General features: G+C 40.7%; 19 protein-coding genes and 1 pseudogene. 8 read left to right on the top strand and 12 right to left on the bottom strand.

Annotation, left to right across the window (positions count from 1 at the left end; all coding sequences use genetic code 11):
- Window positions 1-8: 8 nt before the first annotated feature.
- From bioD to bioB, 4 genes are read right to left on the bottom strand one after another with little or no spacing between them, the layout of a single operon-like run.
- Window positions 9-692 (bottom strand): dethiobiotin synthase, encoded by a 684-nt coding sequence (gene bioD / locus PALI_RS06635; protein ID WP_193155336.1) that lies wholly within the window; start codon window positions 690-692, stop codon window positions 9-11.
- A 28-nt stretch (window positions 693-720) separates the two neighbouring features.
- Window positions 721-1,608, bottom strand: a complete 888-nt coding sequence (locus PALI_RS06630) for a methyltransferase domain-containing protein (RefSeq protein WP_193155335.1) — start codon at window positions 1,606-1,608, stop codon at window positions 721-723.
- Window positions 1,605-2,762 (bottom strand): aminotransferase class I/II-fold pyridoxal phosphate-dependent enzyme, encoded by a 1,158-nt coding sequence (locus PALI_RS06625; protein ID WP_193155334.1) that lies wholly within the window; start codon window positions 2,760-2,762, stop codon window positions 1,605-1,607. Before PALI_RS06625 ends, PALI_RS06630 begins: the two co-directional genes overlap by 4 nt.
- 14 nt (window positions 2,763-2,776) lie before the next feature.
- Complete coding sequence (gene bioB, locus PALI_RS06620) at window positions 2,777-3,817, bottom strand: biotin synthase BioB (protein WP_188160754.1); 1,041 nt, start codon at window positions 3,815-3,817, stop codon at window positions 2,777-2,779.
- A 94-nt stretch (window positions 3,818-3,911) separates the two neighbouring features.
- Between bioB and bioA the strand changes: the two genes are divergently transcribed.
- Window positions 3,912-5,210 (top strand): adenosylmethionine--8-amino-7-oxononanoate transaminase, encoded by a 1,299-nt coding sequence (gene bioA, locus PALI_RS06615; protein ID WP_193155333.1) that lies wholly within the window; start codon window positions 3,912-3,914, stop codon window positions 5,208-5,210.
- Window positions 5,211-5,267: 57 nt separating this feature from the next.
- On the opposite strand, the gene PALI_RS06610 is transcribed toward bioA, so the two are convergent.
- The 3 genes and pseudogenes from PALI_RS06610 to PALI_RS20040 form a co-directional block, all read right to left on the bottom strand.
- Entirely contained in the window at window positions 5,268-5,666 is a 399-nt protein-coding gene (locus tag PALI_RS06610) for a hypothetical protein (protein WP_193155332.1), read from the bottom strand.
- 6 nt (window positions 5,667-5,672) lie between these two features.
- On the bottom strand, window positions 5,673-6,617 hold the full coding sequence (gene lhpI / locus PALI_RS06605; protein WP_193155331.1) for a bifunctional Delta(1)-pyrroline-2-carboxylate/Delta(1)-piperideine-2-carboxylate reductase: 945 nt from the start codon (window positions 6,615-6,617) through the stop codon (window positions 5,673-5,675).
- 347 nt (window positions 6,618-6,964) lie between these two features.
- Window positions 6,965-7,151: pseudogene (locus tag PALI_RS20040) on the bottom strand (hypothetical protein); the annotation flags it as partial.
- An 893-nt stretch (window positions 7,152-8,044) separates the two neighbouring features.
- Between PALI_RS20040 and PALI_RS06600 the strand changes: the two are divergent.
- Window positions 8,045-9,013 carry a dihydrodipicolinate synthase family protein gene (locus PALI_RS06600; protein ID WP_193155330.1) on the top strand — a complete coding sequence of 323 codons (969 nt, stop codon included), beginning with the start codon at window positions 8,045-8,047 and terminating at the stop codon, window positions 9,011-9,013.
- Between the two features lie 350 nt (window positions 9,014-9,363).
- Here PALI_RS06600 and PALI_RS06595 read toward each other — a convergent pair whose 3' ends face one another.
- The 4 genes from PALI_RS06595 to PALI_RS06580 all read right to left on the bottom strand — a co-directional run bounded on the left by PALI_RS06595 (window position 9,364) and on the right by PALI_RS06580 (window position 12,913).
- The gene (locus PALI_RS06595; RefSeq protein ID WP_193155329.1) at window positions 9,364-10,044 is read right to left on the bottom strand and encodes a GntR family transcriptional regulator; all 681 of its coding nucleotides are present in this window, start codon (window positions 10,042-10,044) and stop codon (window positions 9,364-9,366) included.
- A gap of 129 nt (window positions 10,045-10,173) precedes the next feature.
- Entirely contained in the window at window positions 10,174-11,670 is a 1,497-nt protein-coding gene (locus PALI_RS06590; protein ID WP_193155328.1) for an aldehyde dehydrogenase (NADP(+)), read from the bottom strand.
- Window positions 11,671-11,683: 13 nt separating this feature from the next.
- Window positions 11,684-12,685, bottom strand: coding sequence for a 4-hydroxyproline epimerase (locus tag PALI_RS06585; RefSeq protein ID WP_193155327.1), 1,002 nt, complete (start codon window positions 12,683-12,685; stop codon window positions 11,684-11,686).
- Window positions 12,686-12,688: 3 nt separating this feature from the next.
- Window positions 12,689-12,913: a hypothetical protein gene (locus PALI_RS06580; RefSeq protein WP_193155326.1), complete on the bottom strand. Its 225-nt coding sequence runs from the start codon at window positions 12,911-12,913 to the stop codon at window positions 12,689-12,691.
- Window positions 12,914-13,156: 243 nt separating this feature from the next.
- On the opposite strand from PALI_RS06580, the gene PALI_RS06575 reads away from it, so the two are divergent.
- From PALI_RS06575 to PALI_RS06550, 6 genes are all read left to right on the top strand, one after another.
- A complete protein-coding gene (locus PALI_RS06575) occupies window positions 13,157-14,404 on the top strand; it encodes an NAD(P)/FAD-dependent oxidoreductase (RefSeq protein WP_193155325.1) in 1,248 nt (415 codons plus the stop codon).
- A 64-nt stretch (window positions 14,405-14,468) separates the two neighbouring features.
- Window positions 14,469-15,686 carry a M24 family metallopeptidase gene (locus PALI_RS06570; protein WP_193155324.1) on the top strand — a complete coding sequence of 406 codons (1,218 nt, stop codon included), beginning with the start codon at window positions 14,469-14,471 and terminating at the stop codon, window positions 15,684-15,686.
- A gap of 603 nt (window positions 15,687-16,289) precedes the next feature.
- Window positions 16,290-17,102, top strand: a complete 813-nt coding sequence (locus tag PALI_RS06565; protein ID WP_193155323.1) for a hypothetical protein — start codon at window positions 16,290-16,292, stop codon at window positions 17,100-17,102.
- Entirely contained in the window at window positions 17,103-18,143 is a 1,041-nt protein-coding gene (locus PALI_RS06560) for an extracellular solute-binding protein (protein WP_193155322.1), read from the top strand.
- Window positions 18,143-19,642 (top strand): ABC transporter permease, encoded by a 1,500-nt coding sequence (locus PALI_RS06555; RefSeq protein ID WP_193155321.1) that lies wholly within the window; start codon window positions 18,143-18,145, stop codon window positions 19,640-19,642. The genes PALI_RS06560 and PALI_RS06555 overlap by 1 nt, the downstream gene beginning before the upstream one ends.
- A gap of 14 nt (window positions 19,643-19,656) precedes the next feature.
- On the top strand, window positions 19,657-20,673 hold the full coding sequence (locus tag PALI_RS06550) for an ABC transporter ATP-binding protein (RefSeq protein ID WP_193155320.1): 1,017 nt from the start codon (window positions 19,657-19,659) through the stop codon (window positions 20,671-20,673).
- 103 nt (window positions 20,674-20,776) lie between these two features.
- Here PALI_RS06550 and PALI_RS06545 read toward each other — a convergent pair whose 3' ends face one another.
- Window positions 20,777-23,551 carry a collagenase gene (locus tag PALI_RS06545; protein ID WP_193155319.1) on the bottom strand — a complete coding sequence of 925 codons (2,775 nt, stop codon included), beginning with the start codon at window positions 23,549-23,551 and terminating at the stop codon, window positions 20,777-20,779.
- Between the last annotated feature and the right edge of the window lie 297 nt (window positions 23,552-23,848).

The following is a 23,848-nucleotide window of genomic DNA, read 5'->3' as shown; positions in this document are numbered from 1 at the left end:
AAAACCGCTTAAATGTTTATAGATAACGTACTAAGTAGGGTTTTGTATATTTGTAACTTAGGCGTTTGCTCGCTGTATGGGCTTATGGCAAGTATTGGAAACGGTAAACGTGCTTTGAGTGAATCAAGGTTTGCTTGATACTCGTCCATATTTTTATCTACTTGGTTTGCAATCCAACCAACGCAGTTTATACCCATACTTTGCATATGCGCAGCAGTTAGTAACGCATGATTTAAGCAACCTAGCTTCATGCCTACAACAAGTATTACCGGCATTTGCTCTGCTTTAACCCAGTCGTATAAATAATCGTTTTTATTAATAGGTAATGCCCAACCACCCGCACCTTCAGTAAGGATAATGTCAGCGCCCTGTTGTTTTACGTTTTTATAAGCATCACTTAGTTTATCTACAGTAATACTAACTCCAACTTTCTCAGCGGCTATGTGCGGCGCAATAGGGGGTGCAAACGCAAACGGATTTACTACGTCGTATTTAGCGCTCACTGTTGCGCTTTCCATTAGTATTAGAGCATCGGCGTTTACTAGCTGATCGAATGCCATTTCGCAGCCAGCAGCAAGGGGTTTAAAACCAATAGCTTGTTTTTTATGTTGGGCAAGTAACTTTAATAGCAAACTGGTAACGTGGGTTTTTCCGGCATCGGTGTCGGTGCCTGTTATAAAAAATTCTTTCATGCGTTGCCTTTAATGTCTTTGGGCTTATTTAGTGTTTTTCTAATGATAACAGCACCACATGATAAGACACACACGCTTTATTATTTATAAGCGGATACGCACTGCATACTTTTTTAAGCGCCGATTTGGTAAGTAACCCTTGGCGCGTATTGGTATGATTTTGCGTAGTTGCCCCTATAGCTTTAATTGAAGCAATCGCTTTTAAAGGTGTTGTGTATTCATCGGTGTAAATACGTTTTTTAGCGCTGTTAATAGTAAACCCTGTATTTTGGACTGATTGGTTTATATACAATTCACTATTAAAAGTATTTATGTGGCTGTTTGAATCAAGCGCTGCAAAAGCTGTTTTTATTTCATTAAGTGAGCCCTCTACCACAGTGCTTATGTACGCCTGCCCGCCTGGTTTTAATATGCTATAAAGTGATTGCATTAAAGCCGAAAAATTAGCAGACCATTGCACTGCAAAGTTACTGTAAATAACATCAACACTATTTGCTTGCAGCGGTAAGTTATCCATATCGGCGCATATTTTAGCTGTGGTTAAATCACTACTTTGCAGCATGTTTAAACTTAAATCTATTGCCACAACGCTTGAAAACATGCTTTGTAAGGTATGTGTATTAACAAGCGGGCCTGCGCCTAAATCAACGCATACCTTATTTTTATTAAAGCCTGGTTTTATAAGTTTAAATAGATCGCTCGCTGCGTGTTTTTGTACATTTGCATGGGTGTTATAATGCTCAGCTGCTTTTGAAAACTTACTTTGGGTGGACTTTTTAAGCTCCTTGCTTAGCTCTTTATCCAATTCGCTAGTTAACTCTTTATTTAACTCTCTATTTAACTCGCTACTCACTAGGCACGGTTTTACTTTACGTGTTTGCATTAAATCTGTTTTTAATACTGGCTGAGCAGTCATGCTATTGCACCTACTAAATGCTTAACTAAATGCGTTATGTCTTGCTCAGTATGTGCGGCGGTTAAAGTAATGCGTAAACGTGAGGTGTTATGTGCAACCGTGGGTGGGCGAATAGCCGTGAGCCAAATGCCCTGTTGTTTAAGTTTATCTGCCGCTTGCAACGTTTGCTCAGCGCAGCCTAATACAATGGGTTGTATGGCTGTGTTTGACTCCATTACTGCAATATTATGGGTGTTAGCGAGTTGCTTAAATAATGCGATATTTGCACTTAGCTTATCGCGCTTATCATCAGCTATTTTTATGCTTTTAATACGCGCAAGTGTGTGGTTTGCCATTAGCGGCGACATAGCGGTTGAATAGGTATAATCGCGATTAAACTGCAGCATGTATTCAATAAACTGTTTATTGCCTAATACACACGCGCCACTACTAGCCACTGATTTACCAAAGGTAATGACTAATATATCTGGCAGTGTAATGCCCTCTTCTAAAAGTACTTCGCAACTGCCTAAACCTGTTTTGCCTAATGCACCAAAGCCGTGTGCGTCGTCAATCATTAGCCATGCGTTGTGCTGTTTTGCAAGTGCGAGTAATTCTTTAAGAGGCGCGGTATCGCCATCCATCGAAAACACGCCTTCGCTTATAATAAGCTTGTTTTGCGCTTTTGATTTTTCGAGCCGTGAACGTAGGTGGTTCATTTCGTTATGATTAAAACGCACTAAAGCCGCGTTAGAGTGCAAAGCACCGTCAATCAAGCTTGCATGATTTAACTTATCTTGAAAAATAGCGCTGTTTTGTGCAGCGGCTTTATCTTGAAACAACGCTTTAATTACGCTGCTATTTGCACTAAACCCTGAGTTAAACAACATGCCTGCGCCATAACCAAATTGCTCGCATAAGTATTGCTCAAGCGCTTTTTGTTGCGCCTGATAACCTGTCACTAATGCAGAGCTGTGACTCCCTAATGCGTGGGAGTCATTAAGGTTAACAACCACGTCACCAAACCCTAAGTAGTCGTTACTGGCAAAATTAAGGTAGGTTTTGTCATTAACCGTTATGGTACGCGCTGTAGCATACTCTACTACGTGGCGTTTACGAAGCAGTGCATCTTGCAGGCGAGCCTGTAGATGCGTTTTTATAAAATCAAAAGGCATAAATATAAAAAAGCCTACGCTTCGTAAAACAATTCAGAGGTTGCTTTGTCGGCTACTTGCGATGAAAGCGAGGCTTCAACTGCTTCGTCTGAATAGTCGTGACGTTTTTCTGGGTTCATGCCTAGTTTTTTAATTAGGTTCATATCGGCATCAGCGTCTGGGTTTTCGGTGGTAAGTAGCTTATCACCATAAAATATTGAGTTAGCGCCTGCAAAAAAGCACATTGATTGCATTTGCTCGTTCATTGCGTTACGCCCCGCCGATAAACGTACATAACTGTGTGGCATCATAATACGCGCTGTTGCTATGGTACGTATAAATTCAAAATGATCTAAATCATCTGCGTTTTCAAGCGGTGTGCCTTTTACTTTAACCAGCATATTAATAGGCACGCTTTCTGGCTGTTGTGGCAAATTAGCTAGCTGCATAAGTAGTCCAAAGCGGTCACTTGCTTGCTCGCCCATACCGACTATTCCGCCCGAGCATACTTTCATACCGGCATCGCGGACGTGATCAATGGTATTTAATCTATCTTGAAAAGTACGGGTTGATATAATTTGCTCGTAATACTCAGGTGACGTGTCGAGGTTGTGATTGTAGTAATCAAGCCCTGCGTCACGAAGTTCATGGGCTTTTTCGTTTGTGAGTTTACCCAGCGTCATGCAGGTCTCTAACCCTAGCTCTTTTACTTCTTTAACCATTTGCGAAATGTATGGCATATCTCTGTCTTTTGGATCTGACCATGCAGCCCCCATACAAAAACGCGTCGCGCCTTTTTGTTTTGCAAGGCGCGCTTGCTCTACTACTTTTTCTACTTCTATTAAGCGTTCACGTTCTAAATCTGTTCGGTAATGGCCAGATTGCGGGCAATACTTACAGTCTTCTGGGCAAGCGCCTGTTTTAATTGATAACAACGTAGAAATTTGCACTTCATTGGGGTTGAAGTTAGCACGGTGAACCGATGCGGCTTTAAACAGTAAATCGTTAAATGGCATTTCAAATAATGCTTTAACTTCAGCGTGGGTCCAATCGTGACGAACAGGTGCAAGTTCCATAATACTCTCTTATTTTTTTCATGACGGTTATATTGGCTTAGTCTACGAGTTGAAGTACCATTGTCAACGAAGTCCAGCAAGATAAAGTTTACATATGACTAAAAAGAATACGATTGACCTTGATTTTGATCGTGAGCACATTTGGCATCCATATACATCTATGACTAAGCCAATTCCGGTATACCCCGTTACACATGCCAATCACAATATTATTCACCTTGAAACTGGCGAGCAATTAATCGATGGGATGGCCTCGTGGTGGAGCGCAATACATGGCTATAACCACCCGGTTATAAATAACGCCATGATTGAGCAAATTAATAATATGAGCCACATTATGTTTGGCGGTATTACGCATAACAGCGCAGTTGAGCTGTGCAAAAAAATAGTAAATATAACGCCGCCTAGTTTAACTAGAGTGTTTTTAGCCGACAGCGGATCAGTTAGCGTAGAAGTGGCTATAAAAATGGCGTTGCAATATTGGTTAAGCCAAGGTATTACTACAAAACAAAAGCTAATGACACCTTACAAGGGCTACCATGGCGACACCTTTGCAGCTATGAGCGTATGTGACCCCGTTAACTCAATGCATAGTTTGTATAGAGGCTTTTTACCTGAGCATGTTTTTGTACCCGCGCCAGTAAGTAAGTTTGGAAGCAAATTTAACCAAGCAGAAGCCCGAGAGCTTGAAGAATACTTTAAAGCAAACCACAACCAAGTAGCCGCCTTTATAATTGAGCCTATTGTACAAAACGCGGGGGGTATGAACTTTTATCACCCTGATTATTTAGCCTGCGTCCGTAAATTATGCACCCACTATAATGTACTGCTAATTTGTGACGAAATTGCCACAGGCTTTGGCCGTACAGGTAAATTATTTGCTGTAGAGCACGCCAATATAGAGCCCGATATAATGTGTATTGGTAAAGCATTAACTGGCGGCTCGATGACGCTATCGGCCACTATAACTAGCGATAAAATAGCCATTGGCATAAGCGAAGGTGAAGCGGGTGTTCTAATGCATGGCCCTACTTTTATGGGTAATCCGCTTGCTTGTGCAGCGGCCTGTGCAAGCATTGACTTGTTACTTGAGCAAAACTGGAAACACCGAATAAACCAAATTAATACCCAACTACAACAACTTAATAAATGCAGTGAACTAGATGCGGTTGCTAATGTGCGTATTTTAGGCGCAATAGGTGTTGTTGAACTCAACGATGCTGCGGGGAATGTTGATGTTGCTAAAATTCAGGCTTATTTTGTAAAGCAAGGCGTATGGATACGTCCCTTTGGTAAACTAATTTATTTAATGCCACCGTATATAAGTGATGACGAAAGTATTAAAGCACTGTGTGATGCTATTTATAAGGCAATTAACAACAAGCAGTATTAACGCTTGTTGTTAATTGATCTAAGCTCTGAATAATAAATCTACCTTACAGAGTTCAGGCTAGTTAATGAAATGACTTAGACCAAGTAAAGCCAACCCTGCAAAAAGCCATATAGAACCAAAGTTCTGCCAAAGCAGCGCATTTTTATAGACCCTCGATGGGTTGTCTTTATCAACCAACAATGTACACGACTGCCCTTGTTTGTATAAGTTAAATAAGGGCTCATCTAAGTCAACCACGACACTGTGCATATCACCATTAAAACGAAAACTAACCAGCATTGACTGCTGTTGAACGAGATCCAAAGGTGATACCCGTGTATTAACCACTGACGTAATTGTGCTAATTTCACATACTCGCCAATGATGTTTGCGTATTTTACATTTCAACCATCTAAAAAATGGCAGTAAACCAGCACCAATAAAACACACACTCAAAATTAATAGCATATTAGTCATCAAATATTAACCTTCTAATGATTGGTAAACGCTATTCGCTGCAATCAAATCGCTCAGCGCCGTTCCTACCGATTTGAATACCGTAATATCTGTTTCATTAAAACGGGCGTAGCTATTTACTTTTGCCAAATCGGATAACTCAGCGCGAATATCGTGTGCTCTAAACACTCCTTCTTTAATGGGTTGCAGCACCTCGCCAGCCTCGCCTAGCACATTTACTCTGCTATCAACGTATACATGACTGCGGGTAATCGTTGTCGTGTCGCATTCACGTTGCTCACTATGATGATTACCAATTAGATCAACATGAGTGCCCGGTTTTAACCATGCGCCGTTAAATAAAGGCGTTGGCGACCCTGTTGCACAGCTGATCACATCGGCGCTAAAAATAACTTCCTCGGTACTTTTACCCATAACAAAATCGATATAAGGAAATGCCTGCTCAAGCGAATGTTGTAATGCCGTTACTTTTTCAACATTACGTGCAATTAATGTCACCCGAGTAAAATTACGAACCGTTAAATGTGCCTTGACCATGTATAACGCTAAGTTACCACTACCAAAAAAAACTAAGTGATTGCTGTTTTCTCTGGATAAATACCGGCTCGCTAAGGCTGATACGGCTGCGGTGCGCCACAGCGTAATGCGCGTGCCATCCACCAAAGCTAAGGGCTCGCCATGATCCCGTGAGAACAACATAATTTTGGAATATAACGAGTCATATTCTGTGTGTGTATTGCTAGGGAAATAAGTAAACGCCTTAACACCAATAACTTGTTCATTCCACGCAGGTAATACAGCAAAGGCATCACGATTTGTCTTAGTGGGCTCAAGCTCGTATACATTGCGTTTAGGCATGCAAAAGTTAGATGCAAAACCTTTTTGTAGTGCAATTAGCAATGATTCAAAATTAAGAGCATCATCAATGTGTTCTGCATTTATTATTTTCATGTTTAGACTCCAATTTAAATAATGTCGGTGTATAAGTACAATTTGACCATTGATTGCATTAGCACACGATTAAGACATGTACCATAGTAGAAACAAACCAATTTTGCATACAGCATACTTTTAATAAAGTTTTAACTAATCTATATATGCCAATAAAAATGCCGAACAGTTTCCTGTTCAGCATTAAGGTTGTAATGTGTCAATTATAACTACCGCTAATCAAAATTTAAGGGTTAACTTACCTAAAAACCAACCACATTATTCAAACAACTTACAACCTTTTAGGGGAAAATTAAAACTCAATACGCGCGCCTAACGAGACATTCAACGAAGGCACGACCATCTCAAACAGTGTTTTCAAACTGGCTATAACGCAAGCCCATATTAAGCACTAGATTATCTGTTGCTTGCCATTGAATAATTAAAATAAAACGCTAATGAAGTGGTATAAGAATCTTCTTCACGACTACGTACTCCTCTTTCGATAAAGTCACCTCCTAGTGCATCAGCAGACATATCGTTTTCACCAGCCGTTGTTTGTACCTATTTTATTTATTTGCTTTTTATTATATGTAAACATAAAAATGTTCCTTTATTCCCATTGATTTTTTATCCACCTAACAAGTGGCGATAAAAATATACACTTATTACATATTGCATACAATATTAAATATACATTAATTTAAACAGAATTAAAATTCTGACAATGTGAAGCAATAAGCCAATTGACTTATCAATATTATTTAAAATGATAAATGGAAAGGTTGTTCATATTTATTAAAACTAGGGCGTGTTGACCTTCGTGATTGATTTTGCAGCTAACTGTTTGGTATTTGGGCAAGGCAGCGCCTATAGTGTGTGGTTATTCCCCATAAGTAGGCGATAACGCAGCATAAATGCCAAACATGCGCTGCTCTTTGGGTTCTTCTAGGGACGATTGACTCTTTGTTGCCTACATGGATGCAGGTAAAGGGCGTGAGCAGGACGCGGAAGCTTTGCTCGGTTTTTACTTAGCCCACCCTCGGGCCGCGATTAAACCGTCCCTAGAGAGAGGAAAAGCCATTAGTATTTAAGTAACAACTCTTAATAAATGTAAAAATAGCCTCAATGCTTTTTTATTTTTTGAGCCTTGTAGCCCATAACGCAGAAGCGTTATTACAAGAGATGTTGTGAAAAACGATTTACAAGCTCATCAACCCAAAGAGCAAGCAAATAAGTAAGCTTTCTTTAACCTCACAAGTAAAACCCATGATTATAATGCTATATGACCTACCTATAAACCATACTAATTTTTAGGCTACTGCCTCAGACTTTTGCCACTGTGCGCTTTAGCATGTTAACTTTATTTTTACCCTTGCCGAAAGTATTTTAACTGATACAATCAATTTGTATAATGTATACAATATGTATTTATAAGAGGAAGTATAATGAAAAAAAACAGTAAAGATTGGCGAAATACGGTTATGCCGGCGGTATTTACATGGCTGAAGGAATCTGAATCTGGAGCCCTTGAAATTGACCTTGATACAACAAAAAAATACGCTGCGAATATTTTAAAAGCTCAAGGAAAAGGTGGAACCAGAATGGGCGGGCTTGTCGGCTCTGGTACTTTGGGTGAAAACAGTTATCTCAGTTCTGAGCAACGCCTGTCTTTACTAAAAGCCCTTTCTAGTGTTGCTCAAGAATACAAAGTTCCATTGATCAGCGGTGCAGCTGCAAAAACGAAAGAAGAGCTTTACAAAATAGTTACAGAGCTTGCGACTGTTGGTGTAGATACCGTTATGGTGATGCCACCAAAAACGAAGGAAGCGCCTTGCGATAATGAAATGTATGCGTACTTTGCGCTTGCTGCAGCCGCTGCAAAAGAGGCCGGCATAACAATAATGCCTTACAACAATCCTGACGCAGCCGGCTACCATGCGCTCTCAACGGCTCTCCTGACAAAGCTTGCAGCTCTTCCTGAAGTTACAGCGCTTAAAATATCAACAATAGACGTATCAGTTATTGAAACAATGATGCTAGATAACAAAAATTTAAAAGTCTTAGCGGGTGTTGACACCGTAACTGTACATGCGGGACTTGCTGGAGCTTGTGGCGGAATTACAGGTGTGGGCTGTGTATTCCCTAAAGCGAGTATAACTATGCAAGAGTATGTGAATAATGGAGAGTGGGCTGAAGCAAATAAAATTTCTCAGGCGATGAATTCCATATCTTATCTCGATGCACAACCGTTACTTTTGGAATACCTCAAGTTTGCTTTTGGAGTCCATCATAATGACGCTGACGGTGGGCTTCGCACCTTAGGCAAGAAATTGACTCAACAGCAAATTGATGACGTCCGTACACGATATATTAAAGCAAAAGAAAGACTTGAGATCCTAGATTTAATAGACTGATTTTTAATTCGATAATGCTAGGGAGTGTTGACCTTTCGTGATTAATTTTGCAGCAGTGTGTTTGGTATTTAAGCAAGGCAGAGCCTATGTGATGTGGTTACTCCCCATAAATAGGCGATAACACAGCATAAATGCCAAACATGCGCTGCCCGAAGGGTTCTACCTAGGGGCAATTAACTCTTTATTGCTCGGTTTTTACTTATTCTTACAGGGATGTAGGCCATTAGAGTAACGCAGGAGCAGTTACCGAGCCACTAGGTTACAAACCTCACGCCGCGATTAAATCGCCCCTAGATTGAACAAATTTCAACCCACAAAGATCAACACGCCCTAAGTATCATCGAGATTTATTATGTGGAAGGACTACTTTTTTCGTCTTCTAACTTGAGTAGTAACTTTTTAATATCGTTTTTTGCGCCCAAAATATGTTTTTTCAAAAAATCACAGGCTTTTTTAGTATCTTTTGAACGACAGTGAGCTAACAATATGCGGTGCTCTTCGGGCGCAGTTGTTAAGCCACCCGCTAGTAAAATATGCATACGTACATAACGTTCTGAATTTTTACTATACATGTCAACAAGTTCAAGGGTTTGTGGGCGTTGTGCGCGTGAATACAATTTACCATGAAAGCGGCTATTTAAATCACCCGTTACGAGATGGGTGTCCCCCGCATCCATAGCGCTTTCAAGCTCGGTTAAAATGAGCTCCGCATCAATTAAATCTTGTTCTGTTAAACCGCCTATTGAATGGCTTAGTAGCTCAGCTTCAAGTAACGCCCTTATATCAAAAATTTCATCAATTTGTGATGCTGAAAGTTCTGTTGCTGTCGCCCCTTTGTGCGCCTCAAAGTTAACCAAACCTTCTGCCTCAAGCTGTAATAATGCCTCTCGAACAGGAATTCGGCTGACATTTAGCTCCGTAGCCAATGCCGCTTGGCGAAGTGGCTCTCCTCCTTTAATTTCTCCGGAGAGGATCTTTGCGCGAATAGCTTCTGCAACGAGCTGAGTTCGGGTTTTGTGCTCAATAGCCATGATATTCCTATAAATTGCATTTAGCATACATTATACGTACCTAGGCTAATAAACCAAGGTACAATGCCATTAAAGCCTTATAAGATAACATAAATAGGGACAAAAGAAATTTCCATCCCTATCTATTTTTTATGACTGATAACAAATGGGTCTCATAAATCGCAACATTGCATTTGTTCCTACAGAAGTACTTCGTACATCAGTTGAGCTTGGGAATGGCCCACCGTGGTTCATTGAAGCACATACTTCAACGCCTGTTGGCATTTGGTTTTTTATCAAGCGGCCCACTTTATATTGTAGCGCTTCGATAAGACTATCCGCTTTATTTAAATCAGCTTCAGTACCATGAATACTGGCAGTTAGTTGCCCTTGAAGTTGATTTATTAACGTCATCAGCTGGTGTTCACTGTCGTAGCGCACAATTAATGCTGCGGGACCGAATACTTCTTCATTCAAAGCAGGGGTTGTTAAAAAATCATCTGCATTACAAGCAAATACATGCGCATCGGCATGAAATGCGTGCTCAAGTTTCCCCTTACCTAGCACATTTACCTGTGCAAGTTGGCTGCGCTCTTCTACTTGGTGTTTAAACGTTTTTACAATTCCTGGAGTGAGTAAGGTGTCTGATGGTGCATCATTAATAAACGCAGTAATATGCGCTTCAAGTTCATCACATCCTGTTGGCACTAACCAAAGCCCTGGGCTGGTACAAAACTGCCCGTTACCCATCAACATTGACTGGCAAAGCGACTGTGCCATTTCTTTGCTGTGCTCAATGGCCTTATTGGGTAAAATAACTTGTGGGTTAATACTGCCTAATTCACCATAAAATGGAATTGGCTCTTCACGCTTCGTAATCGTTTCTAGTAGTTTGTTGGCAACATTAAATGATCCGGTAAACCCCACTGCTTTTATTACAGGTGCAGCAACTAGCTGATGCGACATATCATAGTCTTTACTTTGCACCATCGCAAATACCCCTAAAGGCATCGCACACTTTTTAATAGCAGCAAGCGCCGCACGTGCCATCAACTCGCCAGTACCTGGGTGCGCCGTATGATTTTTTACAATCACAGGGCAACCCGCAGCAAGGGCTGCTGCCGTATCGCCACCAAGTGTTGAAAAAGCATATGGGAAATTAGAAGCACCAAATACAGCGACTGGTCCAAGCGGTAAATAGTTAAGTTCTGTATGTGGTTTTGGTAGCGGTGCTCTTGTTGCTTCTGCCTCATCCACTATTTTTAAACCCAGTGCTGATGCAGGGTTTTTGCGTAATGCATCGGCAAAAGCCTTAAGTTGATTTACAGTGCGCATACGCTCACCTTGCAAACGTGCAAGTGGTAGGTTGGTCTCTTGCTGGGTTTGCTCAAGTAACTCATCACCAAGTGCTAAGATTTGCTCTGCAATGCACGTTAAAAAATCAGCACGTTGTGTAAAACTGGTTTTACGATACTGATAAAATGCCGATTGCGCAGCTTCTGTCGCACCATCTAACTCTTCGGTACTGAGATTAAAAAAGCGCGTTGGCAGTGATTCATTACGTGCTGGAGAAAATCCATTAAATTCACCATTCGCTGAATCACCGATCCATTGCCCTGCTACTAAACTTTGTCCTGTTAATGTCATGCTTTGCTCCTGATTAAATTACTTGAAACCCAAATGCATATGGGTCGTCGTCATCCACTGTGATCGTGCTTGTGCCCGTCACCTTAGACCAACCTTGAATACTTGGTAAAATAGCTGTTATGCCTGCAATTTCGGTTACTTTTTCAATACAACCAATAAATTGGCTACCGATATAGCTTTCATGAGTGAAACTTTGCCCTTGAGCCAATTGCCCCTTGGCAAATAGTTGTGCCATACGGGCACTTGTACCTGTTCCACATGGCGACCGATCAATGGCTTTATCACCATAAAAAACAGCATTTGCTGCGTTTGAATTGGCATTTTTTGGTGTGCCGGTCCATAAAACATGACTTGCACCTTGAACCGTTGGATCAAGCGGGTGCGTACACTTTATTTTCGCGTTTATCGCATCTCGCACCAGTGGGCTATACTTTAAAATTTGCCCAGCAGTTAAATGTTCAATGCCTTTAAAATTGTCTTGTGGTTCAACAATAATGTAGAAGTTACCTCCATAGGCAATATCCACATTAAGCTCACCCAATTCATCCACTTCAATGACAATTGACTGATGTGCTAAGTAAGCGGGAACATTATAAATTTTTACCCACTGAACTTTGCCATCAATCATTTCATAATTGATTTGAACACGCCCAGCTGGCGTGTCCAATAACAGAGTCCCCGGCACTTTTGCATGAAGCAAACCATGCTCTAAAGCAAACGTGACAATGCCTATTGTGCCGTGCCCACACATGGGTAAGCACCCTGATGTTTCCACAAATAAAATAGCGGCATCGCCATCTTCTGTGGTTGGCGGATATAAAAACCCTCCTGACATCATATCGTGGCCACGAGGCTCAAACATCAAAGATTGACGTATCCAATCGTGATTTTTTAAAAAGTCTTGGCGCTTATCACTCATCGTCAGACCGCTCAATTGTGGATGACCACTGGTTATAAGCCTAACTGGATTGCCACAGGTGTGACCGTCAATACAAAAAAAGGTCCCTTTGCGCATAACTTAGCCCAATTTTAATTTAATTAAGTCAACCCGGCTTGCCATCGCTTTGTTATAAAACGCAGTGGCAGCTACTTTCTTGCATAATGTTCCCAATCCAATAATACACTGAGCACACTCATTAATAAGCTCATCGATCGTTTTTGCTACTGCTGTAAAATTAATCGAGTAACCTGCATTGAACTGAGTCTTTGCTGCAACAAAGACTGTTTGCCAATTTACTGTCATTTTAACCACCTGATTGATGTTTAGACTTGATATAGTATGTATATTGTATACAATAATCAACATTCTATTTTAGCATTTTATTAATTTACTCTTCGTATGGTTCTACAATGAGCCTAATTAGCAATCATAAGGCACTGAAAATAAAGAATTAAAGTGACTTTAAGATTTCACACTATTAAGTAATAGTTAAAACAAAATAGCCTATAGGTTTTAATGCACATTGTATAAGTGAGGTTACACATTTTGGCAGCTCAAAAAAAACAACAAATAGCTGTGGTTGGTGCTGGGATTATTGGCATTTGCTGCGCACTTAACTTACAGCGAGCTGGCTTTGCAGTCACTTTATATGACGACAAAGGGTTAGCACAGGGGTGCTCAAAAGGTAATGCTGGGCACTTTGCTACCGAGCAAGTTTTTCCACTCGCGCATTCATCATTATTAAAAAAATTACCGGGTATGTTATTTAATCCATTAGGCCCATTAAGAATAGATTGGCGTTATCTAATTCAAGCTCTGCCATGGTTTTGGTTATTCACTAAAAATATGAGAAATAAAATATATAAAACCAACACGTTAGCACTTAAAGCATTAAATGAGAGTGCAATTATCGCATACGACAACTTACTAAATGAGTTCAACTTAGGACACTTGCTAACTAAAAAAGGCAGTTTACTAACATTTGAAGTAACACCACTTAACCAAATTAATACGATTTATAATAACTTTCTAGATCAGGGCATCGCTGTTGAATTACTAAGTGCTGAAGAAGTAAAAGTATTAGAGCCCAATTTATCAGAAAAAATAACGTATGCGTTATTGTTTAAGGATGTAGCCCATAGTGTAGATCCGCATCTATTTTGTTTAAATTTAGCTGCGCAATTTAGTGCTTTAGGTGGCAATTTTTGTCAACAAAAAATAACCAGTGTAAAGCAAACTGGGAAAATATTTACCCTTGGTAATAATGAGCAAACATTTACTGCTGATAAAGTCGTTATCGCAGCAGGTGCATGGAGTAAGCCTCTAATTGTGCCATTTGGTTATAAAGTCCCACTTGATACTGAGCGAGGATATCACTGCATGCTGGCAAGCAATTATGGATTAACAAGGCCCGTTGCTTCAGCGGAGCGTAGTTTTATCATGACTCCTATGAGTCAAGGACTGCGCATAGCTGGCACCGTCGAGTTTGCTGGTACAGAACGCGAAATGAATAACAAACGTGCACTTGCATTGTTACCAAATGCCAAAGCAATGCTCAAAAATGCAGCACCTCCGTTACAACCGAGCAGCATTTGGATGGGCTGTCGACCATCACTGCCGGATTCATTGCCAGTAATAGGTGAAGCACCTTACCACCCTAATCTATTTTTTGCTTTTGGCCATCAACATCTAGGTTTAACACAAGGTGCTATTACCTCTGAGCTAATCACTAGTTTATGTTTAAAACGACCCACAAAAATTGATTTAAAACCTTATTGTATTAGTCGATTTTAAACTCAAGCAGCTTGCAGTTCACAGATACCACAAGCACAATAACCATACTAACGAGGAGAGTATTATGACAACCAAAGGTATTGGTATCCAAACCAAAGAACAAGCACTTGCCAGTTTAAGTAATATGACTGGCGATTTAACCCCTATTCAACCACAAGAGCACCTAGAACGCATTAAAAAAGCTCAGCATTACATGCAGGCCAATAATATTGATGCCATTTACCTCAATGCTGGCACAAACCTAACTTATTTTACGGGGATGCGTTGGTATGCTAGTGAACGTATGGTGGGTGCAATTCTACCAGCTAAAGGCGAGGTACAATATATAGCTCCTTATTTTGAGATTGGTTCATTAAACGGCTTTAAAGTGATTGAAGGGCCGATCCGTGGCTGGCAAGAACATGAAAGCCCATACAGTTTATTTGTAAATATGCTCTGTGAAATGGGTATAGACCAAAGCGGTACTATTGGCATTGATGAAAGCGCACAATTTTTTATTTTTGATGGTATTAATAAAGCACAAACAGGACTAAATTTAATTAATGCACAACCCGTAACGGCCCATTGTCGTATGCACAAATCGGCCAATGAACTGGCACTCATGCAACGCGCTATGGATATGACATTAGCCGTTCACCAAGCAACAGCGAGCATACTTTATGAAGGTATTAGCACTGTTGAAGTTGAAGACTTTATAAAACAAGCTCATCAAAAGGTAGGCGCACCTGGTAACTACTTTTGCATTGTTTTATTTGGTGTAGCAACCTCTTTTCCACATGGCGTAAAAGATCCTCAACACCTCAAAAAAGGCGACATGGTACTCATCGATACCGGTTGCAAAGTACATGACTATATTTCAGATATTACCCGTACATACGTTTTTGGTGAAGCAACGCCACGACAACGCACATTTTGGGAGTATGAAAAAGCGGCCCAAATTACGGCTTTTGAAGCGGCTAAAATAGGAGAGCCTTGCGAAAATGTTGATATTGCCGCGCGTAGCTACTTAGCGTCACAAGATTTAGGCCCTGAATATCAAACGCCAGGCTGCCCTCATCGAACAGGCCACGGCATTGGTTTAGATATCCATGAATGGCCATATTTGGTCGGTGGTAATAAAACACCACTTGGCGAAGGTATGTGCTTTAGTAATGAACCAATGCTGGTTGTGCCGGATGAATTTGGTGTTCGATTAGAAGATCATTTCTACATGACGAGCCAAGGCCCACAGTGGTTCACTCAACCAAGCCACAGCATCGATGATCCGTTTGGTTTGAATTAATAATCTAAACTGTGAATAATAAATCTATCCCAAGCAGCTATTTTCAAGTGCTAACGGTGTTTAATTTACTAAAAGTCTTAGATTAGAAATAAATTTAATATAGTTCAATACGTTAGTGGATATATCAACCAAAGTTTAGGTTAAGAAGTTTGCTCTATATACTGCGTGTAAATCTTACGCGCAGTACTTACTACATAATACTACCTCAATATTTACCTCATACTTACTTTTACTAAGTTAACCTGAACTCTGGATAATAAATCTATCTCAAGCAGCTATTTTCAGCGCTAACTACGTTGAATTTACTTGCAATAGGCCCGCTATTGACGCGTAAGTTCGCCTTGTTTTCACTGAAAATCTCTGGCTAGAGAAAAATAAATTTAAATATCACCATGATCCAATACGTTAGTAAATCTCTTAACCAGAGTTCAGGTTAAGTTATAAATCCTATGAGCAGATAGAATAATTCCCTCAGCATAGTTAAATGCGCATAAACAAAGGTAAAAATCTAATAAGGTGTGATTTAGGTCTGTTGATTTTAGTGACCGTTACGGATATGATAATACCTATCATTTACAATTACCTTTTTTGGATCTCCTTGCTATGAATTTATTATTTAAACCAGCCAAAACGTTAGGTGTAAGCCTTTTACTCGCCTCTGCATTTATGGCTCAACCAGTACTCGCTAACGGCCCTATTGGGGAGCATGTTAATCATCTTCAAGCTAACCTTAAAAGTTACGCAGAAGAAGTAGAATGGATGGTAGGCAAAGTTGATACCATGGTAAGCGACTACGATACTAAAGGCGCAAAATCGGTAAAAACAGATGATTTAATTGAATATTGGGAGTCTGTTAAGTTTCACAGTGCAATAGAAACCAACTTTGTACCAGTATACGCTTCTATTTGGCAGGGTCTTTATGGCGTAAAAATGGCCATTGATAATAAGCAATCAGCTGACGACGTTCGTAAACAGCAAAAAGCGATGAACATAGCCTTGTGGCAAGGTCTTGGGGCTGTTAAGCTTGCTGCAAAATTCCAGCAAAAAGGCTTGCTAGACACTGTAAAAGCAACCGCTACAACTCAAATGACACAAAGTGCCACCATTGACGAAATCAAGCACAAGTTAGACCGTGTAGTCGCTAAGTTTGCTGAACGTTTACAAGACGAAGCCACTGAAATTGTTCATGATACTTACCTACACCTATTTGAAGGCGTGGAAGGAACTCTTATTGAGCAAGATGCAAAATTGGTTGAAGTGCTGGAAAAAGACTTTAACGTGACACTGCCACAAGCTATTAAAAACAGCAAAAGCGTAGACGACGTACGCGATGTAATAATTGACATGCAAACAAAATTAGACCGTGCGAAGGTTTTAATAGAAAAAGCCGAAAAAGCGCGTAAGGATGTATTTTAAGTGAAGCGTAGGACCTTTATTCAAGGCTTGGCCGCGTTAGGGGTGGTTGGCTCATTGCCACTACCTCTTTCTCGTGCACTAGCCGCTGATATAGCAAACCCAGTTTCTGTTGATGATTTACCAAAGCTTAAAGGCGAGTTAACCCTTTATTTAGGCCGTGGCGAAGGGGGGTTGTATGAAAACGTATTACAAGCAATCCAGAAAAAAAATCCTGACTTTAAACTCGGTATACGCCGAGGTCCTACTGCTGCTTTAGCTAATACCATAGTTGCTGAATCTAAGGCAGGCGTTCGCCGCGCTGATTTATTCTGGGCAGTTGACTCAGGCGCGATTGGTTTAGTAACCGATGCTGGCCTTGCACAACCTATCCCTAGTGATTTATCTGCTCAGTTACAACCACAATTTAGATATAAAGAGTGGGCACCAGTAACTGGCCGTATTCGTACATTGCCATATAACACATCGCGTTTAACTAAAGATCAAATTCCAACAAGCATTATGGACATTGCCGACAGCGATTTAAGTATTGGTTGGGCGCCCGCCTACGCTTCTTTCCAGTCGTTTGTAACCGCAATGCGAATTTTAGAAGGCAACGACAAAACCGCTAAGTGGCTTAAAAAGATTCAAAAACGTGCTAAAACGTACGCTGGTGAATTAGGTGTGGTTATGGGCGTTGAACGCGGCGAAGTAGATATTGGTTTTGCTAATCACTATTACACACTGCGTTTAAAATCAGGTAAGCCTGATGCCAAGCTAGATTTAGCATTTACGCAAAATGATGCAGGTTGTTTAGTTAATGCATCGGGTGTATTAGCGCTTAATAACGACCCACTTGCCACTAACTTTATGCGTTACTTACTAAGTAAAGAAGTACAAGGTTACTTAGCCAGTGAAGCGTACGAAATTCCGTTAGTAAATGGTATTACCCAACCTGAGGGTTTACCGTCTCTTGCTAATATTTCTCCACCCAAAGTAGATTTAACACAACTTGCTGATTTACGCCCTACTATTGATTTGATGCGTAGCAGCGGCGTATTGTAATGAAAATACCAACCTCTTACCCAATGGCGCTGTTAGCAGCGCTTATTACGCTTACCCCTGTTTATGTATTAATTACGCTTGCGAGCGATACAAGTTCAGTGTTTGACAGCCATAACCTTCAAATCTTAGGTAACACATTATCGTTAATGGGTTTAACGGTACTCGGATCTATTTTAATTGGTGTGCCGCTAGCATTTGTTAGTGCCTATGTGCATTTACCGTTGAAAAAGTTGTGGCTTGTTATATTTGCAGCGCCGCTAGCAATTCCCAGTTATATTGGCGCATTTACTCTTTATGCCGCCTTTGGTCCTGGAGGCGAAATCAATACCTTAACAGGGATAGAAACGCCATCAATGTACGGCCTTACAGGTGCCGCCATTGTGATGACCCTGTATACCTTTCCGTTTGTGATGATGACGACTCGCTCATCCCTACTTAGCCTAGATGCAAGCATGGTTAATGCAGCCCGAACGCTGGGCATGTCGATGACACAAAGCGTATTTAAAGTCATATTACCGCGCGTAGTCAACGGCATTGCAGCAGGCTCATTATTAGTCGCGCTTTATACCTTATCTGATTTTGGCACACCTGCCATGATGCGCTTAGATACCTTTACCCGTGTCATTTATGTTGAATACAATGCGTTTGCTTTAGGGCGTGCTGCCATGCTTTCACTGCAACTGATGGTGATTGTTGGCTTTTTACTTTTAGTTGAATCACAAATAAAAACCGCGCCTGAACGCCAAGGTCGCCCGTTAATTTTATTTCCAAGTAAATTACAATTAAGTGCGCTGTTTGTTACGTTTGCCCCTATTTTACTACTCGCTATTGGCTTGCCTTTGGCTATATTTTCACTTTGGCTAGCACGAGATGGTTTTAGCTCGTTTGATTTTAGCATTGCGTGGAACTCTACGTATGCCTCGCTCATTGCCGCAATTGTCGCTGTTATCGTTGCGATCCCCGTTGCACATGCCGCACTTAGCGGCAAAGCGGGTCGCATAATGGAACGTGTCACTTACTTTGGTTTTGGTATCCCGGGTATAGTAATGGGCACAGCCCTTGTTTACGGTGGTTTGCAATTGCCGTTTTTGTATCAAACACTTGGCCTGCTTATTATTGCTTATATGCTGCGATTTTTACCGCTTGCAGTAGGCTCAATCAGAACAAGTACCGAGCACTTAGATCCAAGCTTAGTAAAATCAGCTCGCGTACTTGGCGCAAGCCCACGCGAAGCGTTTACTCGCATAACACTGCCTTTAACTATGCGCGGTATTATTGCCGGTGCTGCACTGGTATTTTTAGAATCAATGCGTGAGTTAGAAGCTACCCTACTACTTGGTCCAACCGGCTTTGAAACCCTCTCAACTTATTTATGGCGTGTATACGAGGCAGGCTATTTTGGCCGTGCCGCTATTCCTGGATTATTGTTAGTAGTGATATCTGCCTGCGGCTTAGCTATTATGATGTCTGGTGAAAAACGCAACCAGTTTGAACATTAAGGATTTAAAAAACAATGCTATCTGTAAGTCAGTTGTCTATAGATTATGGCAGTAACCGTGTAGTAAGCGATTTAAATCTATCGCTAGGTGAAAACGAAATTCTTATGCTTGTAGGCCCTACAGGTTGTGGTAAAAGTACAATTTTACAAGCCCTTGCTGGTCTTATACCCATTAGCGAAGGCGAAATAAACACGGATAAATGGCGTGCGACACCCAAATTAACACTACCTCCTGAAAAACGCAGTGTTGGTATGGTATTTCAAGACTTTGCGTTATTTCCGCACTTATCTGTGCAGCAAAATATTTGTTTTAGATTAAAGAATACAGCCCCTGCCGATCATTGGATAAAGCTACTTGGGCTTGATGACTTTAGAAATAAAAAACCAGCAACGCTTTCTGGCGGACAAAAGCAGCGCGTCGCACTTGCGCGCACCCTTGCCCACCAGCCTGACTTCGTATTACTTGACGAGCCACTTTCTAATTTAGATGCAGCCCTTAAAGACATGCTTCGTTGGGATATCAGAAACGCACTTAAAGCCGCTGGCGTACCTGCAATTTGGGTAACACACGACCAAGAAGAGGCGCTGTCGGTTGGCGATCGCGTAGGTATTCTAAAAGGCGGAGAAATTCAGCAAATCGATGCACCTGAGCGCTGCTTTAGCATGCCAAATAGTCGCTTTGTCGCACGCTTTTTAGGTGAGGCGAGCTTTATTAGCGGCCAATTTAACCAACATCAAGCCACTACTTCGATTGGTAATGTACCTGCTCATGGCGTTGATTGTGAGAGTGGCGATGTTGACGTACTGCTTCGCCCTGACGATGTACTGCTTGTACAAAGCTGTGTGGGCAATAATGGTGAAGTAATTTGGGTACGTTTTGAAGGGGGTAGCCGCTTATGCGCTGTGAAATTGGCCTGCTCTACCATTGTAACTAGCCGTGTTAGTCATGAGGTTGTTGTTAATCCAGGCGACCAAGTTCATGTATCACTAAGTACATCACATCCGCTTGCAGTGTATAAACGTATGCAGTAAAACAATTACTAGCAATAAAAAAAGCCCATTTCCATGGGCTTTTTGGTTATTTATTAGTAAATATCTTAACCAGAGTTCAGGTTAGTTAAGTATTTGAAACGCCTTATCGACAACCTTGGCTGTTAAAATCAACAACTAAGCTTGCACCAGTGCTGTTACCTGCAATTTTTAAGTAGCCCCAGTATTCATCCTGACTTGAAATATAAATACACTCATCATTACCAGCATTATTTGATTGAGCAGATTCATTATTTGTATTAGGCCAACCACTACTTGCGTAGCTTAAACTAATGTCACCGCTGCCATTTGAAGTCGTGATCGCAACGCCGTTTTGGCTTTTTACATCAGCAATACTGAACCATAGCGGACCACTGTTACCTAAACAAATAACCTCGCCATCTTCTAAACGACCACTGCTGCGACTACCTTGAGTAGAGCAAGCATCGGGGACATTGCTGCTACCAGCATTGTACGATGCAGTCAGCTGAACGTTATCAAATGAATTATAACCATTGACCATTATTTTATAAGTACCCACTTGTGCTGGGTTTATTACGCATTGTTCTGTGTTGCCACCAACATACGGACGACAGTCATAACTGCTTGTTGTCGGGATTGTTTCATAGCTCACATATAAATCGGCATCGCCTGTACCCCCGCTTAAATTAAATGTGAGATCAGTTGCTCCTTGAGGTACATTGAGAGTGAAATATAGTTGTTCATTTTGATCACCTGCAATAATACGGCTCTGTCCATTTACAAGCTCCTCATCCCCAGAGCTATTATCATTTTCAACCATTACTGTAGATGTGACTGTTTGCCCTAACCCTTTATCATCAAGTACTGTTAATGAGACAGTGTACTGACCTGCGTTTGTGTATGTATGAGCTGGATTTGCTTCATTACTACTCCCGCCATCACCAAAACGCCATTGATAACTCGCAATCTCGCCATCGCTGTCAGTACTTCCATTGCTTGAAAAGTTAATTGCTGCGTTTATAACACCAGAGTAAGGACCGTTTATTTTTGCTGTAGGCGGTGCATTTGTTGTTGTACCTGCCACCAAATCATCACACCACTGCACAAATTCACTTTCATAGCGATTAGCCCATTGAACCGTTTTAGCTTTGTAAGCACTCCAGTTACCACTGCGGGTGTCTGTAAGCATACTGTCAACATCGTCACCATGGCGTTCAAACATAAAACGAACCGCTAAATAGCCCCAACGGTATATACGGTCTTGATCAAATCCATCATAATTGGTTACAAAGATTTGCGCTAAGGTATAACGAGATCCATCACTGATTGTATTTTTAGCCGCTTCGTTGTCATCTTGATTAGCAATATATTCTGCGACACCTTCAGACCACCACACTATTTCTTCTGTTGGCGAGTTAAAATTACCATACAAGTCAAAGCGACCATCTAAATAATGCACATATTCATGCTCTAAATTCCACACATAATGTTCTGCATTGGCGTAACTTGCTTCATAGGCAATAAAATTAGCTTGATTTCCTACCACTGAAGGGTCGCCTTCTAAGTACATTCCTCCGTTATTAGTGTCGATGCCAAAAATAGCTTTTGCATATTTACTATAATCGTCGTTACTATCAAAAATATTAACTTGTAAAAAACTATTGTTATCATCAGCAACAGGAGTCAAATTGGTACTTAGTTTATTGTGGAAATAGCCCTCTTCAGCACCCATTGCATCACATGCCGATGCATGTTGGATTGCAGTCATATTTTGCGATCTAATTTTAATCGTACTGCTACAACTGTAACTCTGAGCTAATACCTGTTGCGTTAATTGCTCTGCAAAACCACAAATATTATAAAGACTACATTCGGCGTAATAACTCACTGAATCAGCTGCGGCAAGCCAAACAGCATCACCAAAGCCAAAGCTATTATAAGTGCTAAAAATAGCTTTAACGCCTTTATCTACCTCACTTTGAATAGCGGTCTCAGAATATTTTTTTAACCGTGCGAGCTCACTTGCAGCATTTACGATTAAAAATTCAGCATCAGAGTCTATCATCCACTGCTTTTGTGTAAATGCATTAAGTTTTACAACCAAATCAACATCCGTTGCAACCGCAGCTACATAAGCGTCATTCCATTGGCCTCTATAAAGCAATGTAAAAATGCCATTAATGGCTCCTCGCATATTCCATTTTGCCGCATAGCTTCCGTTAAAGCGCGTAAGCCACTCCTTAACAACAGGTAAGTAGCGGTGTTGCTGCTCTGCACTATCCATTGTAATAATCACTTCATTGAGCGTTTTGCCGTGCCCATCATTGTCGTCATAAAAATGGCTATTATTTACAAATGCGTCAATTGCATCGACTACTGCGGGTGTAACCCACGAACTAAAACTAATATTATCGTTGTAAAATTCTGCATAAAAGCCGGTACGCAAATACAAAAATAGTGCCTGTAAATCGGTATCACCGCCACCTGGATAAGTTTGAGAAAGCGATTTTGCTTGATTGGCTACCGCAAACATTTTGTCAGAAGTGAACACCTGACTTTGTATGGAGCTCGACGCGCTAAATAACTCGTTTATACACGCGCTACCCTGAGTTTTAATTTCATTGCTAATATTTGAAGAATTCGCAGACGCCAACGCATTTAAATCACAGGTTGCCATAATCGCTTGAGAGCTCAGCATTACATTGTTTAGCTGTTGGGGCTGTACTTTTACACGGGCAATTGGCGCTCTTTCGTTATGGTTATCCTCTACACCATGGTGATGAACACGCTCAACAACCGCAGCTTGTGGTGTAAATAAGCGTTCATGTGTTGTGTTTGCAAGCGCAAGAGAGCTTGAGCCTAGTATTGGTAACGCAATAATCAATATATTAAGTTTCATAATGTACCTTAGATAATTTGTGTCTCAATCCAGAATGGGTTTCCGAACATCAAATTTATAACATTTAATTATCATTGTATACAATATAATTTATATCGTATTAATAAATATTAATGTTTTTGTTTTATGTAATTGAGAATTAACAAGCTTTTTAGATGCTTTTTATTGCAAAAAACAATAAAATATTGAGTAGTATAAATTCTACCGATAACAAGAATTAACATACCAGCTCGAAATGTTAATTCAATGTAAGTTCAAAAAACTGCAAATATTAGAACAAAAGGGAGCTGTACCCAA

This window comes from Pseudoalteromonas aliena SW19, assembly GCF_014905615.1.
GTDB lineage: Bacteria > Pseudomonadota > Gammaproteobacteria > Enterobacterales > Alteromonadaceae > Pseudoalteromonas > Pseudoalteromonas aliena.
The sequence above is the reverse complement of the archived record's forward strand: the minus strand, read 5'-3'. Positions and strand labels throughout refer to the sequence as shown.

What these genes read in the sequence shown, in the direction of transcription:
- bioD (WP_193155336.1), bottom strand. Translation starts at nt 692, where the DNA reads ATGAAAGAATTTTTTATAACAGGCACCGACACCGATGCCGGAAAAACC.
- PALI_RS06630 (WP_193155335.1), bottom strand. Translation starts at nt 1,608, where the DNA reads ATGACTGCTCAGCCAGTATTAAAAACAGATTTAATGCAAACACGTAAA.
- PALI_RS06625 (WP_193155334.1), bottom strand. Translation starts at nt 2,762, where the DNA reads ATGCCTTTTGATTTTATAAAAACGCATCTACAGGCTCGCCTGCAAGAT.
- bioB (WP_188160754.1), bottom strand. Translation starts at nt 3,817, where the DNA reads ATGGAACTTGCACCTGTTCGTCACGATTGGACCCACGCTGAAGTTAAA.
- bioA (WP_193155333.1), top strand. Translation starts at nt 3,912, where the DNA reads ATGACTAAAAAGAATACGATTGACCTTGATTTTGATCGTGAGCACATT.
- PALI_RS06610 (WP_193155332.1), bottom strand. Translation starts at nt 5,666, where the DNA reads ATGACTAATATGCTATTAATTTTGAGTGTGTGTTTTATTGGTGCTGGT.
- lhpI (WP_193155331.1), bottom strand. Translation starts at nt 6,617, where the DNA reads ATGAAAATAATAAATGCAGAACACATTGATGATGCTCTTAATTTTGAA.
- PALI_RS06600 (WP_193155330.1), top strand. Translation starts at nt 8,045, where the DNA reads ATGAAAAAAAACAGTAAAGATTGGCGAAATACGGTTATGCCGGCGGTA.
- PALI_RS06595 (WP_193155329.1), bottom strand. Translation starts at nt 10,044, where the DNA reads ATGGCTATTGAGCACAAAACCCGAACTCAGCTCGTTGCAGAAGCTATT.
- PALI_RS06590 (WP_193155328.1), bottom strand. Translation starts at nt 11,670, where the DNA reads ATGACATTAACAGGACAAAGTTTAGTAGCAGGGCAATGGATCGGTGAT.
- PALI_RS06585 (WP_193155327.1), bottom strand. Translation starts at nt 12,685, where the DNA reads ATGCGCAAAGGGACCTTTTTTTGTATTGACGGTCACACCTGTGGCAAT.
- PALI_RS06580 (WP_193155326.1), bottom strand. Translation starts at nt 12,913, where the DNA reads ATGACAGTAAATTGGCAAACAGTCTTTGTTGCAGCAAAGACTCAGTTC.
- PALI_RS06570 (WP_193155324.1), top strand. Translation starts at nt 14,469, where the DNA reads ATGACAACCAAAGGTATTGGTATCCAAACCAAAGAACAAGCACTTGCC.
- PALI_RS06565 (WP_193155323.1), top strand. Translation starts at nt 16,290, where the DNA reads ATGAATTTATTATTTAAACCAGCCAAAACGTTAGGTGTAAGCCTTTTA.
- PALI_RS06555 (WP_193155321.1), top strand. Translation starts at nt 18,143, where the DNA reads ATGAAAATACCAACCTCTTACCCAATGGCGCTGTTAGCAGCGCTTATT.
- PALI_RS06550 (WP_193155320.1), top strand. Translation starts at nt 19,657, where the DNA reads ATGCTATCTGTAAGTCAGTTGTCTATAGATTATGGCAGTAACCGTGTA.
- PALI_RS06545 (WP_193155319.1), bottom strand. Translation starts at nt 23,551, where the DNA reads ATGAAACTTAATATATTGATTATTGCGTTACCAATACTAGGCTCAAGC.